The following is a 16,810-nucleotide window of genomic DNA, read 5'->3' on the forward strand; positions in this document are numbered from 1 at the left end:
CTAGCGCCGTCGGAGACCCCTTGATGTCTGAACACGATGTACGTCTGCAACAACTGCACGCCTGGCTCGCCGGGCAACTGCCAAAGCTGTTCGCCGAGCGCGGCTGGGGAGCGGTACCGCCCGCCGAGCTGAGCCCCGCCAGCAGCGACGCCAGCTTCCGGCGTTACTTTCGCTGGCAGGCGGGCGAGCGCAGCCTGATCCTGATGGATGCGCCGCCCCCTCAGGAGAACTGCACGCCCTTCGTGCGTATCGCCGGATTGCTGGCCAGCGCCGGCGTCCATGTGCCGCAGGTACTGGCGGCCGATATCGAGCAGGGCTTCCTGATTCTCGATGATCTGGGGCGGCAGACCTATCTGGATGTGATCGACCCGGACAACGCCGATGCGCTGTTCGACGATGCCATCGAGGCGCTGCTGCTGCAGCAGCGCCTGCCGCTCGACCAGGACCTGCCACATTACGACGAGGCCTTGTTGCGCCGGGAGTTGCAGCTGTTTCCCGAGTGGTACGTGCAGCGGCAGCTGGGGCGCGAGTTCACCGCCGAGCAGGAGGCCGCCTGGCAGCGCATCAGCCGCTGTCTGATCGACAGTGCCCTGGCGCAGCCCAAGGTGCTGGTGCACCGCGACTTCATGCCGCGCAACCTGATGCAGAGCAGTCCCAATCCCGGGGTGCTGGATTTTCAGGATGCGGTCTACGGTCCGGTGACCTACGACATCACCTGCCTGTTCAAGGATGCCTTCCTCAGTTGGCCCGAGGCGCGTGTGCAGGGCTGGCTGGAGGGCTACTGGGAGCGGGCGCGGGCGGCCGGCATTCCGGTGCAGGCGTCGCTGGAGGATTTCCTGCGTGCCAGTGACCTGATGGGGGTGCAGCGTCACCTCAAGGTCATCGGTATCTTCGCGCGCATCTGCCATCGCGACGGCAAGCCCAAGTACCTCGCCGATGTGCCGCGCTTCTTCGCTTATGTCCAGGCGGTGCTGGCACGCCGGCCGGAGCTGGCCGAACTCGGCGAGCTGTTCGCCAGCCTGGAGTCCGTGGAGGCCGTGGGCGCATGAAAGCGATGATTCTGGCCGCAGGCAAGGGGGAACGACTGCGCCCGTTGACGCTGCACACGCCGAAGCCGCTGGTGCGTGCGGCCGGCGTGCCGTTGATCGAGTATCACCTGCGTGCGCTGGCGGCTGCCGGTTTCAGCGAGCTGGTGATCAACCACGCCTGGCTCGGCCAGCAGATCGAGGACCATCTCGGCGACGGCTCGCGCTTTGGCGTGAGCATCCGCTATTCGCCGGAAGGCGAGCCGCTGGAGACCGGCGGCGGTATCTTCAAGGCCTTGCCGTTGCTGGGTGATGAGCCGTTCCTGGTGGTCAATGGCGATATCTTCACCGACTACGCCTTCGCCCAGTTGCGCAAGCCGCTGGCCGGGCTGGCTCATCTGGTGCTGGTGGACAATCCCGAACACCACCTGCAGGGCGACTTCCTCCTGGCTGACGGACAGGTCTCTGACGGCCAGGGGGCTGGCGAACGTCTCACCTACAGCGGGCTGGCGGTGCTCAGTCCACAGCTGTTCGAGGGCTGTGAGCCGGGGGCGTTCAAGTTGGCACCGTTGCTGCGCCAGGCGATGGCGCGAGGGCTGGTCAGTGGCGAGCGACATGCGGGGCGCTGGATCGATGTCGGCACGCATGAGCGTCTGGCCGACGTCGAGCGCGTGCTGCAGGAGTCGCCCTAGTGCTGTGGCCGGCCACTCTGCTCGGTGCGGCGGCGGGGCTTGCCCTCGCCAGCATTCCCGGCGCGTTGCTGGGTGGCCTGCTTGGCCAGGTGCTGGATCGACGCCTGCGTCTGCAGGGGTGGGACAACCTGCGTGAGCGCCTTGGCCGCGCTACGCCTGGCGACGACCAGCTGTTGTTCCTGATGCTCGGGCGCCTGGCCAAGAGTGACGGGCGGGTGGTGCAGAGTCACATCCAGCAGGCCCGTTCGGAAATGCAGCGCCTGGGCCTGGACGAGGCGGGCCAGCGCCGCGCCATCGAGTCCTTCGCGCGCGGCAAGACCGGGCGTGACAACCTGCGCACGCCGCTGCAGCGTCAGCGCGAGCGGGCCGATGCGCTGTTGCGGGCCTGCTGGCGCATGGCCTGGGTCGACGGGCGGGTGTCGCCCAGCGAGCACGAGCTGATCCTGCTGTGGGGCAAGTGGCTCGGCTGGGACAGTGCACGCCTGGAGCGCCTGGGCGAGGAGTATGCGCCGCGCCGCAGCCAGCAGCCGGCCCCGGCGGGTGGCAGCTACCAGGAGGCGCTGCGCCTGCTCGGGGTCAGCGAGAGCAGCGAGCCCGAGCAGATCAAGCGCGCCTATCGTCGTCTGCTCAGTCGCCATCACCCGGACAAACTGGCCGGTTCCGGCGCCTCGCCCGAGCGGATTCGCGAAGCGACCGAGACCACGCGCCAGCTGCATCAGGCCTATGCGCTGATTCGTCAGCGCCGGGACCTGCGCTAGCCGCCGCTGGCACGGATGTGCAGTTGCAGCCAGCCGCGCAGGCGGCGGTACAGCTGTTCGTCCTGCACGGCCAGGTTGCCCGGCAGGGCCTTCATCGCCACCTGTATATAGGTGGGCAGCTTGGCGCGCTTGCTGGCCTGCAGGCGTTTCAGGGCGGCGCTGCGTTCGCTGGCCCGGTCCTTGTAGTAGAAGTCGCCGGTGGCCACGGGCAGCTCCGGCACCAGTTCATCCAGTGGCGGTGCGAACCCGGCGGGCAGCTCGGCTGCCACCATCAGCAGGTTGTGCACGTTGGCCGGCTTGCGCTCGTTGAGATAGCGCGCGGCCCAGTACGCCCCGCTGCCATGGCCGAGCAGGACGATCTCCTTGGCCTGGCGTTGTTCGGCGAAGGCGATCGCGGCATCGATGCGCGCCATGACGCGCTCGACATGCTTCTGCCGTCGTTGCTCCGGGCTGATCTTGGGGGCTGCCGCACCTTCTGCCGGCTGGACGCTGTCGAGGGTGACCGGCTCGGTGCTCGGCGACGTTTCCGTGCCGTCTGCCGCCGGTGGGGTCGTTTCTGTGGCTTCATCGCGCAGGGGAACGGGGTCGCCATCCGGGTCCGGCAGGGTGAGGCTCAGGCTGTGCCAGCCCGCATCGGGGAACTTGCGCCGCAACGGGCCGACGGCGGCCGCGCCGTCGGCGTTCTCCACGTCACCGGGCACCAGGATCACGACGCCGCTGGGCTCGCCGACGTTGGCCGGGAGCCACAGCGCCAGGAAGCTTTCGTCGCCGGCCTGCAGCATCTGCTGCTCGCGCTTGTCCAGGCGTTGTTCCAGGGCCAGTGCTTCGCTGACGCTGCGTTCCGGCAGGGCCGGGCGCTCGTTGCCGGGCCCGGCGCCATCGGGGTGTTCGCTTGCCGCTGCATCGGTGGTTTCCTGTGCCCAGATCGCGGGGCTGCAAGACAGGCAGAGTCCGAGCAGAAAGAGAGAGAGGGGGCGCATCGTTCGAGCTCCTGATGATCTGCTACAGAGCCTAATGCCGGGCTCCGCTTTTGTCAGGCGACGGCTGCAAGACTGGAGTAAGGTAGGGGATCGCGTCATCGGATCGTCCCCTCGCATGAAGTCCGCTCTCTCCTCCCTCTGCCTGCTGCTGATGCTGTGCGCCTCGACCACCTGGGCAGATGCGACGCGCCTGCCGTTGCGGCCGGCCTACGATGCCGAACAGCGCGCCTGGCTGAAGGCGCATCCGGTGTTGCGGGTGGGGCTGATCCAGCAGGCACCCTGGGTCCAGCGTGTGCAGAACCGGCAACTGGTCGGCGCCAACATCGACCTGATGAAGCGCCTGCTCGAAGGCATGGGCGTCACGCCCGACTGGCACCTGTACCCGGATTTGCCTGCGCTGGAGCGGGCGGCCGCAGCAGGTGAGGTGGACCTCGCTCCCGGACTGCAGCAGACCCCGGCGGGGCTGCGTATCTGGCACTACTCCATGCCCTATCTGCGGGTGCCGCACCTGGTCGTCGGTGAACGCAGCGGCAGTGGCTCGGTGGACCTCGATCAGTTGCCGCTGGAGCAGATCGTGGCGGTGCGCGTGCCGAGCCAGGCGGCTGAATACCTGGAGCGTACCCATACCAACCTGCGCCTGAAGCCCACCAGCAGCGAACGCGCCGCGCTGCTGCAGGTGCTGAACCAGGAAGTCAGCTATGCGGTGCTCGACGAGGCCAGCCTGAGCCTGCAACTGCGCGAATCGCGCTTCACCAACCTGAGCATCGTCGGTGATATCGGGCTGCCGCAGCTGTTGCGCCTGGCCACGCGCCGCGACCAGCCGCTGCTGTCGGACATCGTCGACCGCACCTTGCAAGCGCTCCCGGCTCGCGAGCTGGAGGAGCTGCGTGACACCTGGCTGCCGCTGCGCTATCCGCAGTCCACGGATTTCGTCGGTTTCTGGAAGACCCTCACGCTGTTCCTCTTTCTGCTGCTGACCCTGGTGGCGACCGCGCTGTACCGGCAACGCCAGCAGACCCGCCTGCTGGAGCGCGGCCTGCTCGGTGCGCGGGCGCAGCTCGACTCGCATCAGCAGGCCGCCGAGGCGCTGCGCCTGAGCCAGTTCTCCATCGACAACAGCACGGTCGGCATCCTCTGGGTCAACTGGGACAGCCACTTGCGCTATGCCAACGGCGCGGCCGAACGCATGCTCGGCTATCGCCCCGGTGAGTTGGTGGACAGGCCGCTGAGCCAGGTGGAGCCGAGCCTCGATATGGATCGCTGGCTGCGCCTGTGGAAGCGCGTGCGCGAGCAGGAAGACGGTTCGTCGAGTTTCGAGATCGACTGCCTGCGCGCCGATGGCAGCCGCATGCCGGCGGATGTGTCGTTGAGCTTTCTGCGCTATCGCCAGGCCGAGTACCTGGTGGTCTTCCTCAGCGACGTGACCGAGCGCCGCCGCGCGCGGGCTGCACTGGAGGAGAGCGAGGCGCGCTTCAAGGGCATCGCCGGCAACGTGCCGGGCCTGGTGTTCCGCCTGGAGCGCGCGGCCCCGGGGCAGGTGGTCAACTTCGCCTATATCAGCGAGGCCAGCCAGGAGATGGTCGGCTGGCCGGCCCGTGAACTGCAGCGTGAGGAGCGTGGCATCCGCAGCCTGGTGCATCCGCAGGACCTGGCCAGCTACCTGAACAGCCAGACGCTGGCACTGCAAGGCGAGAGTGACTGGTATTGGCAGGGGCGCATCCTGACCCGCGACGACGAGGTGCTCTGGGCCGACATTCGCACCACCGCGCGGCCTTTGGGCGGCGGGCGCATGGTCTGGGACGGGATTCTCTGGGACATCACCGAGAACAAGCTGGCGGAGCTGGCCCTGGCCGATTCGCGGGCGCGCCTGCGTGAACTGTCGGCGCATCTGGAGAGCGTGCGCGAAGAGGAAAAGGCGCGCATCGCCCGCGAGGTGCATGACGAGCTGGGCCAGGTGCTGACCGTGCTCAAGCTGGAAACGGCGATGTGCGAGCTGGCCTGTGCCGGGCAGATACCGGCGCTGGACGAACGCCTGGCCAGCATGAAGCGCCTGATCGCACAGCTGTTCCAGCTGGTGCGCGACGTGGCCACGGCGTTGCGTCCGCCGATTCTCGACGCCGGAATCGCCTCGGCCATCGAATGGCAGGTACGTCGTTTCGAGGAGCGGACGCAGATCCCCTGCCTGGTCGAGGTGCCGGAGCATCTCATGCAACTGCCGGATGCCCAGGCCATCGGCCTGTTCCGCATCCTGCAGGAGGCCCTGACCAACGTGATGCGTCATGCCGGCGCGCACAGCGTCGAGGTGCACCTGTGGCAGGAGGACGACAGCTTGTGCCTGTCGGTGGCGGACGATGGCAAGGGCTTCGATCCGGCGCAGCGCAAGCCGGGACAGTCCTTCGGCCTGGTCGGCATGCAGGAGCGCATGCTCATGCTCGGCGGGCAGTTGCAGATTGACAGCAGGCCCGGCGAGGGCACTACCCTTTACGCGCGCATAACTTTGGATGAGGAGGTCACGGCGTGATCCGGGTACTCGTGGCCGAAGACCACACCATCGTACGGGAAGGCATCAAGCAACTGATCGGCATGGCCCGCGACCTCGAGGTGGCGGGGGAGGCGAGCAACGGTGAGCAGCTGCTCGACGTGCTGCGACGTACGCCCTGCGATGTGGTCCTGCTGGATATCTCCATGCCTGGCGTCAACGGCCTGGAGGCCATCCCGCGGATTCGCGCGCTCAGCGCGTCCCCGGCCATCCTGGTGCTGTCGATGCATGACGAGGCGCAGATGGCCGCCCGCGCCCTCAAGGCCGGCGCCGCCGGTTACGCCACCAAGGACAGCGACCCGGCACTGCTGATCACCGCCATCCGCAAGGTGGCTTCGGGTGGACGCTACATCGACCCGGCGCTGGCCGACCGCATGGTCTTCGAGGTCGGCCTGACCGATTCGCGCCCGCCCCATGCGCAACTGTCCGAACGCGAGTTCTCGGTGTTCGAGCGCCTGGTGCGTGGCGAGGGCGTCAACGACATCGCCCTGCACCTGGCGGTGAGCAACAAGACCGTGAGCACGCACAAGGCGCGCCTGATGCAGAAGCTGGGCGCGCATTCGGTGGCCGACCTGGTGCGCTACGCCATGGAACACCGCCTGGTCTGAGCGATCAGCGGTGCCGGAGCAGGGTGGATAACGCTCTTTTCATCCACCGTTTCGAGATCGACGCGCTCGCATCGGTGGACATGAAAAGCGCTGTCCACCCTACCTGTGGATCAGTTGTTGGCGCGCAGTGCTGATTGCGGATAGATCGCGTCTGCAGGCGCAGCCTGTGCCTTCGATAGCCGAGGCAATCACTCGGAATTTGTAGGGCTATCCCTACACGAGATTCTCTCCGCGCCTGATATCAGCTTGTCATCCCGCCCGATTTTTCGCCCTTTCTCGCCGCCCTACTCTGTGGTCATCGGCCTGAGACAAGAACAAGGGTGTGGTGTGATGGCAAACGATGTACTGGTGAGCTTCCGCGGCGTGCAGAAGAGCTACGACGGTGAAACGCTGATCGTCAAAGACCTCAACCTGGATATCCGCAAGGGCGAGTTTCTGACCCTGCTCGGCCCGTCCGGTTCCGGCAAGACCACCAGCCTGATGATGCTGGCCGGTTTCGAAACGCCGACCGCCGGCGAGATCCTCCTCGATGGCCGCTCGCTGAACAAACTGCCGCCACACAAGCGCGACATCGGCATGGTGTTCCAGAACTATGCGCTGTTCCCGCACATGACCGTGGCGGAGAACCTGGCCTTCCCGCTGAGCGTGCGCGGCATGTCGCGCACCGACATCAGCGAGCGGGTCAAGCGGGCACTGTCGATGGTGCAGCTCGACAGCTTCCGCAACCGTTATCCGGGACAGCTTTCCGGTGGCCAGCAGCAGCGTGTGGCGCTGGCCCGCGCGCTGGTGTTCGAGCCGCAGCTGGTGCTGATGGACGAACCGCTCGGCGCGCTGGACAAGCAGCTGCGCGAGCACATGCAGATGGAGATCAAGCACCTGCACCAGCGCCTGGGCGTGACCGTGGTCTACGTGACCCACGACCAGGGCGAGGCGCTGACCATGTCCGACCGCGTGGCGGTGTTCCACCAGGGCGAGATCCAGCAGATCGCCCCGCCGCGCGAACTCTACGAAACCCCGCAGAATACCTTTGTCGCCCAGTTCATCGGTGAGAACAACCGCCTCGCCGGGCAACTGGTCAGCCGCGACGGCGAGCAGTGCGTGGTGCGCCTGGCGCGCGGCGAACAGGTGAAGGCCACGGCGGTGAACGTCGGCGCCGTCGGCGAGCCGGTGAGCCTGTCGATCCGCCCGGAGCGTATCCGTCTCAACGGCCACAGCGAGGCCTGCCCGAACCGGTTCTCCGGGCGCATCGCCGAGTTCATCTACCTGGGAGACCACGTGCGCATCCGCATGGAGGTCTGCGGCCAATCCGATTTCTACGTCAAGCAACCCGTGGCCGAGCTCGATCCGGGCCTGGAGGTTGGTGACCTGGTTCCGCTCGGCTGGTCTGTCGAGCATGTCCGCGCGCTCGACCCACTCCTGGCGGAGTGAACGTTGCGCGCAGTGCTTCACCTTACCCCGTAACACAGAGGAGCTGATAAGAATGACGAAATCCCTGAAGCTCGCGGCATTGGCCCTGGGCGTGAGCTGTGCCATGCCGGCGCTGGCGGTGGATCTGACCGCGGTGTCCTTCGGCGGCGCGAACAAGGCGGCGCAGGTCAAGGCCTTCTACGAACCCTTCGAGAAGGACACCGGCAACAAGGTACTGGGCGGCGAATACAACGGTGAGATGGCCAAGGTCAAGGCCATGGTCGACACCCGCAGCGTGAGCTGGGACCTGGTCGAGGTGGAGTCCCCGGAACTGGCACGCGGCTGTGACGAAGGCCTGTTCGAGGAGCTCGATCCGGCGCAGTTCGGCAGCGCTGACAGTTTCATCGACGGCGCCATCCAGCCCTGCGGCGTGGGCTTCTTCGTCTGGTCGACGGTACTGGCCTACAACGCCGACAAGCTGAGCAGCGCTCCGACCAGCTGGGCCGATTTCTGGGACGTGCAGAAATTCCCGGGCAAGCGCGGCCTGCGCAAGGGCGCCAAGTACACCCTGGAATTCGCCCTGATGGCCGATGGTGTGCCGGTCAAGGACGTGTACAAGGTGCTGGCCACCAAGGATGGCCAGGATCGCGCGTTCAAGAAGCTCGATGAGCTCAAGCCGAACATCCAGTGGTGGGAAGCCGGTGCCCAGCCGCCGCAGTACCTCGCCTCCGGCGACGTGGTGATGAGCTCCGCGTACAACGGCCGTATCGCTGCCGTGCAGGCCGAGAGCAACCTGCAGGTGGTATGGAACGGCGGTATCTACGACTTCGACTCCTGGGCGATTCCGCGTGGCGCGAAGAACGCCGAAGTGGCCAAGCAGTTCATTGCCTACGCGGTCAAACCCGAAGCGCAGAAGACCTACTCGGAAAACATCGCCTACGGCCCGGCCAACAAGCAGGCCATCGAACTGCTGGCGCCGGAGCGCCTGAACCTGATGCCGACCACGCCGGAAAACATCGCCAACCAGGTGGCCATCGACGTGACCTTCTGGGCTGACTACGGCGAGCAGCTGGAGCAGCGTTTCAACGCCTGGGCCGCGCGTTAAGTCGCCTATCCGGCCCCGCCCGCTGGCGGGGCCGTCTGAATTCTCTTCCTGCTTGCGGAGTTGTCCATGGCCGCCGTACTGCCTGCCACCGATATGCCAGGGCCCAGCCTGAAACAGCGTCTGGCCCGTGCCGAGCGTTTCAATCGCCTGAAGTCGAAGGCGCTGATCCTGCCGCTGTTGCTGTTTCTCCTGCTGACCTTCCTGTTGCCCATCGGCGCCCTGCTGCTGCGCAGTGTCGACAACCCGGAAGTGGTCGGCAGCCTGCCGCGTACTGTCGAGGCGCTCGCCACCTGGGATGGCCGTGGCTTGCCCGCCGAGCCGGCCTATCGGGCGATCGCTGAGGATCTTGCCGAGGCCCGTCGCAATCAGCAGCTGGGTGACCTGTCCAAGCGCCTGAACATGGAGCTGGCAGGCTTCCGCAGCCTGGTCAGCAGCACCGCACGCAAGCTGCCGCTACGTGAGGAGCCGGCCTCCTATCAGACGGCCTTCCTCGACCTCGACGAGCGTTGGGGTGACCCCGCCTACTGGCAGGTGATCCGCCGCAACGCGTCTTCGGCCACCCCCTACTACCTGCTGGCCGCGCTCGATCACCGCATCGACGACCTCGGTGAGCTGGCCAAGGCCACGCCGGACCAGGCCATCTACCTGGACATCTTCGCCCGTACCTTCTGGATGAGTCTGGTGATCACCGCCATCTGCCTGGTGCTGGCGTACCCGCTGGCGTACCTGCTGGCCAACCTGCCGACCCGTTCCGGCAACCTGCTGATGATCCTGGTGCTGTTGCCGTTCTGGACCTCGATCCTGGTGCGGGTCGCGGCCTGGATCGTGCTGCTGCAGTCGGGCGGCCTGATCAACAGTGCGCTGATCTCGCTGGGCATCATCGAGCAGCCGCTGCAACTGGTGTTCAACCGCAGCGGCGTGTATGTGGCGATGGTGCACATCATGCTGCCGTTCATGATCCTGCCGATCTACAGCGTGATGAAGGGCATCTCGCCCAGCTACATGCGCGCGGCGGTGTCGCTCGGCTGTCACCCGTTCGCCAGTTTCTGGCGGGTGTACTTCCCGCAGACCCTGGCCGGCGTCGGCGCAGGCTGCCTGCTGGTGTTCATCCTGTCGATCGGCTACTACATTACCCCGGCGCTGCTGGGCAGCCCGAACGACCAGATGATCAGCTACTTCGTCGCCTTCTACACCAACACCACCATCAACTGGGGCATGGCCACGGCCCTTGGCGGCCTGCTGCTGGCGGCGACCCTGGTGCTCTACGTGGTGTACAGCTGGCTGGTCGGCGCGAGCAAGCTGCGGCTTGGCTGAAAGCGGTCTGCGTAGCAGGCCATCCGATGACCCTCGCCCATTCATGGGCGAGGGTGCCCGAAGGGCGGGAGAGGGTGCTTGTGTCGGCACCGCTGCTCTACGTCTCTGATGTTCACCAGCCCCTCTCCCGCCAGCGGGAGAGGGGAGCTAAACGCTAAATGGAGTCACAGCCATGCTCAGCCCCTACATGTCACCCGTCGAGCGCCTCTGGTACTACGGCCTGCGCATTCTCTGCGGCCTGGTGCTGCTGTTCCTGATCCTGCCGGTGCTGGTGATCGTGCCGCTGTCGTTCAACTCCGGCACCTTCCTCGTCTACCCGCTGCAGGGGTTCTCGCTGCGCTGGTACGAGGACTTCTTCATGTCCGCCGACTGGATGCGCTCGCTGAAGAACAGCCTGATCATCGCCCCGGCGGCGACGATGCTGGCGATGGGCTTCGGCACCCTGGCGGCCATCGGCCTGACCCGTGGCGAGTTTCGCGGCAAGGCGCTGGTCATGAGCCTGCTGATCTCCCCGATGATCGTCCCGGTGGTGATCATCGGCGTGGCCAGCTACCTGTTCTTCGCGCCCCTGGGCCTGGGTAACAGCTACCTGTCGCTGATCCTGGTGCATGCGGTGCTTGGCGTGCCCTTCGTCATCATCACCGTGTCGGCGACCCTGCAGGGGTTCAACCACAACCTGGTGCGCGCCGCGGCCAGCCTCGGTGCCTCGCCGATCACCACCTTCCGCCGCGTGACGCTGCCGCTGATCGCGCCTGGTGTCATCTCCGGTGCGCTGTTCGCCTTCGCCACCTCGTTCGATGAAGTGGTGGTGACGCTGTTCCTCGCCGGCCCCGAGCAGGCGACCCTGCCCCGGCAGATGTTCAGCGGCATCCGCGAGAACCTGTCGCCGACCATCGCGGCCGCTGCCACCTTGCTGATCGGCTTTTCCGTGCTGCTCCTGCTGACCCTGGAGTGGTTGCGCGGTCGCAGCGAGCGCCTGCGCACCCAGCAAGTTGAGTGAGTTCACCCGTGCGGCCGCAAGGGGCCGCATGCCTGAGTCATCATTAGCGAATGCGTGCCGGCATGGCCCGTGAGGCTGCGCCGGCCGTTCACAGGGAGAATCAAGGATGCTGTGGAAACGTAATTGGCCCTGGGCGCTCGCCCTGTGCTGCGTGGCTTCGATCGATGTGGCCCAGGCCGCATCGCAGTTGCGGGTCGTTTCATTCGGTGGCTCGGTGCGCGATGCCCAGCGTGAAGCCTTCTATCGCCCGTTCCGCGAAGCCTCCGATGTCGTGGTGGTGAGCGGCTCCTACAACGGCGACTTCGGCAAGCTGCGCAAGATGCAGGCGATGCAGCACGTCAGCTGGGATGTGATCGAGGTCGAGGCGCCCGAGCTGGTGCGGGGCTGCGAGGAAGGGCTGTTCCAGCCGATCGATGCCAGCGCGCTGGGCGATACCTCCAGCTATTTGCCGGGGGCGATACGGCCCTGCGGTGTGGGCATCTTCGTCTGGTCCATGGCGCTGGCCTACGACAGCAAACGCTTCGGCCAGGCACCGACCGGCTGGGCCGATTTCTGGGACGTGCAGAAATTCCCGGGCAAACGCGGCCTGCGCAAGGGGGCCAAGTACAACCTCGAATTCGCCCTGCTGGCCGATGGCGTGCCGGCGCAGCAGATCTATGCGCGCCTGGCCAGCGAGGCCGGTGTGCGCCAGGCCTTCGCCAAGCTCGAGCAGATCAAGGCCGATATCCACTGGTGGGAAGCCGGGGAGGAGCCGGTGCGGCGCCTGCGCGATGGTTCCGTGGCGATGAGTGCGGCCTACAGCGGACGTATCGCCACGGCGCAGGATCAGGGTGATCCGCTGCAGCTGATCTGGGCCGGCAGCGTCTATGACTTCGATTACTGGGCGATTCCCAAGGGCAGCTTCAACACGCCACAGGCGCAGGCGTTCATCCGCTTCGCCAGCCAGGCCGACGCCCAGCGTGCCTTCTCCGAGCAGATTCCCTACGGGCCGATCCGCCAGGACGCCCAGGCCGGGCTCGACGCGCAGCGCCTGGCCAGGCTGCCGACCGCGCCGCAGAACCTCGAGCAGGCACTGCCGATGGGGGTGGAATTCTGGATCGAACACGGTGCCGACCTGGAAGCGCGCTTCGAGCAGTGGGCGTCACGCTGAGGCAGGCGGCGGCAGGCAGCGATAGAATTCGTGCTTTAAGCCAGCCGAGGATGCCTGATGGATTTCGATGCCCCGGGGTTTCGCGAACTGCTCGATGCCCTGCATGACGGTGTCTACATCACCGATGCCGACGGCATTACCCTCAAGGTCAACAGCGCCTACGAACGCCTGACCGGACTGCGCAGCGAGGACGTGGTCGGCCAGCACATGCAGGCGCTGGTGGAGCAGGGGGTGATCTCGCAATCGGTTTCCCTGCGCGTGCTCAAGGAGGGCAAGGCGCTGTCGCTGATGCAGAGCGTCAGCCAGGGCAAGCGCCTGCTGGTCAGCGGTACGCCGATCTTCGCCGAGGACGGGCGCGTGCGTTATGTGGTCAGCACCGTGCGTGACATGACCGAACTGCTGCGCATGAAGCACGAGCGCGACGAGCTGCAGCAACTGCGCAAGCTGCGCAGCAGCACCGCCAGGCTGCATGCCGGCCAGCGCGATGACCTGCTCGACACTTCGCCCGTGGCCAACCTGCCCGCCTCGGGCAGGGTCTTTGCCCTGGCCCGTCAGGTCGCCGCCAGCGACGTGAAGGTGCTGCTGCAGGGCGAAACCGGTGTGGGCAAGACGCTCATCGCGCAGTACATCCACAAGAGCAGCCCGCGGGCGGCACAGCCGTTTCTGGCGCTCAACTGTGGCGCGCTTCCCGAGAACCTGATCGAGGCCGAACTGTTCGGCTACGTCTCCGGGGCCTTCACCGGTGCTGGCAGCAAGGGCAAGCGCGGCCTGCTGGAGCTGGCGCACCAGGGCACGGTGTTCCTCGACGAAATCGGCGACCTGCCGCTGGCGCTGCAGGTGAAGCTGCTCAAGGTGATCGAGGAGAGCCGCTTCATTCCGGTCGGCGGGCTGGAACTCAAGGAGGTGGACGTGCGCATCGTCACCGCCACGCACCACGACCTACGCGCGATGGTCAGCGAAGGGCGTTTTCGCGCCGACCTCTATTACCGCCTCAACGTGGTGCCGATTCACGTGCCGGCGCTGCGTGAGCGGCGCGAGGAGATCCAGCCGCTGCTGGATTTCTACCTAGCCGAGTTCAACCAGCGCTACGGCCGCGAGCTGAGCTGGGGGCTGGAGGCCCTCGATGCGCTCACCGACTACGACTGGCCCGGCAACATTCGCGAGCTGATCAACCTGGTCGAACGCCTGGTGGTCACCTGCAGCGCCGGGAGCGTGGAGCTGTTCGACCTGCCCGAGGAGATGCGTGCCGCCCGTGGCGCGCGTGACGATGAGCACCTGCTGCCGCTGCGCAAGCAGGTCGAGCAGCTGGAGCGCCGCCTGATCCGCCAGGCGCTGGTGCAGCACAAGACCACGCGAGAGGCTGCCAGGGTGCTGGGCCTGAGCCAGGCGACCCTGGTGCAGAAGATGAAGCGCTGGGAACAGGGCTGATTGGAAAATGGATCGTAAGGCGGCTTTTTGATTGGTTTTCCGATCAATGCTGCCTTGAAAAACACTGTGGCAAATCGACGCAAGCCCTCTGCGGCGGTGCTTTGCGCGAAGTGGCACAGGAATCGCTATTGCAGCGCCCGACCCCGTTTCGCACAACAACGCATAAAGGGCCTGCTGATGAGTATTGCTGCATTCAAGATCGCCAATAAGCTGCTGACCGGCCAGGGCGCCGTCGAACAGCTGGCGAGCGAACTGCCCCGCCTGAAGATCAGCAATCCGCTGATCGTCACCGACACCATCCTGATCAAGTCCGGTACGGTCGAGCACGTCCTCGGGCAACTGGGAGAAATGGCCTACGGCATCTTCGATGGTGTCGAACCGGAGCCGGAGATCGCCATCGTCGAGGCCTGTGCCAAGGCCTATCGCGAGGGTGGTCACGACGGCCTGATCGGCGTGGGCGGTGGCAGCGCCATCGATATCGCCAAGGCCGTGGCCGGCTATGTGGGCCATGACGGCGCGCTGGAAGAGCTGTTCGGCGTCGACCAGGTCAAGCGCAAGGGCCCGCCGCTGATCGCCATCCCGACCACCGCCGGCACCGGCTCGGAAGTGACCAATGTGTCGATCCTGTCCGACAAGCAGGCGCAACTGAAGAAGGGCATCGTCAGCGACTACCTGCTGCCCGATGTGGCGCTGGTCAGCCCGGTGATGACCCTGACCTGCCCACGTGGCGTCACCGCGGCCAGCGGTGTCGACGCACTGGTGCATGCGGTGGAGTCGTACCTGTCGGTCAATGCCTCGCCGATCACCGACGCGCTGGCCATTGGCGCCATCAAGCTGATCGCCAGGGCCCTGCCCAAGGCCTACGCCAACCCCGCCGACCTGGCCGCGCGCGAGGACATGGCCACCGCCAGCCTGATGGCCGGCATGGCCTTCGGCAATGCGGGGGTCGGTGCGGTGCACGCCCTGGCCTATCCGCTGGGCGGGCGTTTCAACATCGCCCACGGGGTCAGCAATGCCTTGCTGCTGCCTTATGTGATGGCCTGGAACAAGCTGGCCTGCGTCGAACGCATGGCGGAAATCGCCACCGCCCTGGGCGTGCAGACCCACGGCCTGAGCGACAAGGCGGCCGCCGATCTGGCGGTCGAGGCCATGGCCGAGCTGTGCGCCAGCGTCGACATTCCCAAGGGCATGCGCAGCTTCGGTGTGCCCGAAGACGCCATCCCGGCCATGGCCGAAGAGGCCAGCCGGATCGACCGCCTGATGCGCAACAACCCGCGTCGCCTGACTGCCGGCGACATCGAGCAGATCTACCGCGCCGCCTACTGAGCGCTGCGCGACAACCGCTGAAAGGCCCCAGCCTGCTGGGGCCGGCTGACTACAACTCTAATAAGGCTGGGTGACTCACATGTCCGAACTGCATCAATCCGAACTGGGCGCGGAAGCTCCTTACTGGCCGCTGGGGCCATTCAAGGTGCGTCTGCCGTTCATTCATTACCGCTTCGAAGCCTCCGACTACATGCAGGGCCTGCTCATGTGTGCGGTGGACCTGGCGGCGATCCCGCTGATGACCGAATTCCTCGGCATGCCGTTCGAGGTCGCGCTGGCGGTGGTCATGCTCAATGGCTTGCTCTATCTCGTGCACCACCTGCTCGGCGATCCGGTGGTGCCAGGCTGGATCACCCCGGCGATTCCCCTGCTGATGGCCTATTGCAGCCAGTTCCCGGAGGGGCCGGAGCGGGTTCACGCGTTGATCGCCTTCCAGTTGATGCTGGGGGTTTTCTCCATCGGCCTGGGGATGACGGGCATGGCGCGCAAGGTGGTGTCGCTGGTGCCCTCGGCGCTCAAGGCCGGCATCATCATGGGCGCCGGCCTGAGTGCGGTGGTCACGGTGTTCAAGGAAGGCGGCCGCTTCGACAGCTTCCCCTGGACCATCTCCATCGCGGTGGGCATCGCCTTCTACCTGGTGTTCTCCATGCACTTCCAGGAGTTGAAGAAGCGCAGCCGCTTCTGGTGGAACTTCGCCAAGCTGGGCATCTTCCCGATCATCCTGCTGGCGGTGTTCGTGGCGCCGATCTTCGGCGAAGCGCCGTGGCCGAAGATCGAGTGGGGCATCAGCCAGCCGGACTTCGCCACCCTGTGGCGCGAATACACCGTGTTCGGCCTCGGCATGCCGCCGCTGATGATGTTCGTCACTGCCATCCCCACCGTGCTGGCTGCCTACCTGGTGGTGTTCGGCGACGTGCTGGGGGCCAGGGCGATCCTCTCCGAGGCCGACCATGTGCGCCGTGACGAGAAGGTCGATTTCAACCCCGACCGCTCGCACCTGATCTTCGGCGGGCGCAACGCCTTCATGAGTATCCTCGGTCCGGACGTGGCCATGTGCGGCCCGCAGTGGTCGGCGATGCAGGTGGTGATCACCGAGCGCTTCAAGGGCGGCGCCAAGGCGATGAAATCCATCTACGGGGGCGTCGGCTGGTTCCGCTGGGGCACCAACACCGGCTTGCTGCTGCTGCCGGTGGTGACCCTGTTGCAGCCGATTCTCGGTGTGGCGCTGGCGCTGACCCTGCTGATCCAGGGCTACGTCAGCGTACGCCTGGGCATCATGGAGGCCCGCAGCCAGCGTGACCTGGGGATCGCCGGGGTGATCGGCGCGGTGCTGGCGATCAAGGGCGCCGGCTGGGCCTTCGCCATCGGCGTCGGCCTCTGCGCGCTGATCTATGGCGCGCGGATGTTCCGTGGCGAAAACGACCAGACCTTCACCAAGGATCTGCCACCGGCCGAGTGATTCCTTCCTAACCGACCTG

The 16,810-nt window shown here is 66.2% G+C and carries 14 protein-coding genes; 13 read left to right on the top strand and 1 reads right to left on the bottom strand.

The features are described 5' to 3' along the window. Positions 1-23: 23 nt before the first annotated feature. The 3 genes from EPK82_RS10265 to EPK82_RS10275 are packed head-to-tail and all read left to right on the top strand — an operon-like array spanning position 24 to position 2,475. Complete coding sequence (locus EPK82_RS10265) at positions 24-1,049, top strand: aminoglycoside phosphotransferase family protein (protein ID WP_134676499.1); 1,026 nt, start codon at positions 24-26, stop codon at positions 1,047-1,049. Continuing rightward, on the top strand, positions 1,046-1,717 hold the full coding sequence (gene murU, locus EPK82_RS10270) for an N-acetylmuramate alpha-1-phosphate uridylyltransferase MurU (protein ID WP_037055006.1): 672 nt from the start codon (positions 1,046-1,048) through the stop codon (positions 1,715-1,717). Before EPK82_RS10265 ends, murU begins: the two co-directional genes overlap by 4 nt. Continuing rightward, positions 1,717-2,475 (top strand): DnaJ domain-containing protein, encoded by a 759-nt coding sequence (locus EPK82_RS10275; protein ID WP_037055004.1) that lies wholly within the window; start codon positions 1,717-1,719, stop codon positions 2,473-2,475. The genes murU and EPK82_RS10275 overlap by 1 nt, the downstream gene beginning before the upstream one ends. Here EPK82_RS10275 and EPK82_RS10280 read toward each other — a convergent pair. Beyond that, positions 2,472-3,455, bottom strand: a complete 984-nt coding sequence (locus EPK82_RS10280) for an alpha/beta hydrolase family protein (RefSeq protein WP_134676500.1) — start codon at positions 3,453-3,455, stop codon at positions 2,472-2,474. The genes EPK82_RS10275 and EPK82_RS10280 overlap by 4 nt on opposite strands. 115 nt (positions 3,456-3,570) lie before the next feature. Here EPK82_RS10280 and EPK82_RS10285 point away from each other — a divergent pair, with 115 nt between their 5' ends. The 10 genes from EPK82_RS10285 (at position 3,571) to EPK82_RS10330 (ending at position 16,791) form a co-directional block, all read left to right on the top strand. After that, on the top strand, positions 3,571-5,976 hold the full coding sequence (locus EPK82_RS10285; RefSeq protein WP_134676501.1) for a PAS domain-containing sensor histidine kinase: 2,406 nt from the start codon (positions 3,571-3,573) through the stop codon (positions 5,974-5,976). Next, the gene (locus tag EPK82_RS10290) at positions 5,973-6,602 is read left to right on the top strand and encodes a response regulator (protein WP_037054999.1); all 630 of its coding nucleotides are present in this window, start codon (positions 5,973-5,975) and stop codon (positions 6,600-6,602) included. Before EPK82_RS10285 ends, EPK82_RS10290 begins: the two co-directional genes overlap by 4 nt. A gap of 330 nt (positions 6,603-6,932) precedes the next feature. Next, complete coding sequence (locus EPK82_RS10295; RefSeq protein ID WP_037054998.1) at positions 6,933-8,030, top strand: ABC transporter ATP-binding protein; 1,098 nt, start codon at positions 6,933-6,935, stop codon at positions 8,028-8,030. Positions 8,031-8,082: 52 nt separating this feature from the next. Beyond that, a complete protein-coding gene (locus EPK82_RS10300; RefSeq protein WP_134676502.1) occupies positions 8,083-9,114 on the top strand; it encodes an ABC transporter substrate-binding protein in 1,032 nt (343 codons plus the stop codon). Positions 9,115-9,180: 66 nt separating this feature from the next. Beyond that, positions 9,181-10,428 (top strand): ABC transporter permease, encoded by a 1,248-nt coding sequence (locus EPK82_RS10305; RefSeq protein ID WP_134676503.1) that lies wholly within the window; start codon positions 9,181-9,183, stop codon positions 10,426-10,428. Positions 10,429-10,600: 172 nt separating this feature from the next. Beyond that, entirely contained in the window at positions 10,601-11,428 is an 828-nt protein-coding gene (locus EPK82_RS10310; RefSeq protein ID WP_037054990.1) for an ABC transporter permease, read from the top strand. Between the two features lie 106 nt (positions 11,429-11,534). Next, positions 11,535-12,578: an ABC transporter substrate-binding protein gene (locus EPK82_RS10315; protein WP_134676504.1), complete on the top strand. Its 1,044-nt coding sequence runs from the start codon at positions 11,535-11,537 to the stop codon at positions 12,576-12,578. A gap of 57 nt (positions 12,579-12,635) precedes the next feature. Further along, positions 12,636-14,006 carry a sigma-54 interaction domain-containing protein gene (locus EPK82_RS10320; protein ID WP_134676505.1) on the top strand — a complete coding sequence of 457 codons (1,371 nt, stop codon included), beginning with the start codon at positions 12,636-12,638 and terminating at the stop codon, positions 14,004-14,006. A gap of 177 nt (positions 14,007-14,183) precedes the next feature. Further along, a complete protein-coding gene (locus EPK82_RS10325; protein ID WP_047589104.1) occupies positions 14,184-15,332 on the top strand; it encodes an iron-containing alcohol dehydrogenase in 1,149 nt (382 codons plus the stop codon). Positions 15,333-15,411: 79 nt separating this feature from the next. Next, positions 15,412-16,791: a hypothetical protein gene (locus tag EPK82_RS10330; protein WP_134676506.1), complete on the top strand. Its 1,380-nt coding sequence runs from the start codon at positions 15,412-15,414 to the stop codon at positions 16,789-16,791. Positions 16,792-16,810 lie beyond the last annotated feature (19 nt).

The organism is Ectopseudomonas khazarica, from assembly GCF_004521985.1.
Classification (GTDB): Bacteria; Pseudomonadota; Gammaproteobacteria; order Pseudomonadales; family Pseudomonadaceae; genus Aquipseudomonas; species Aquipseudomonas khazarica.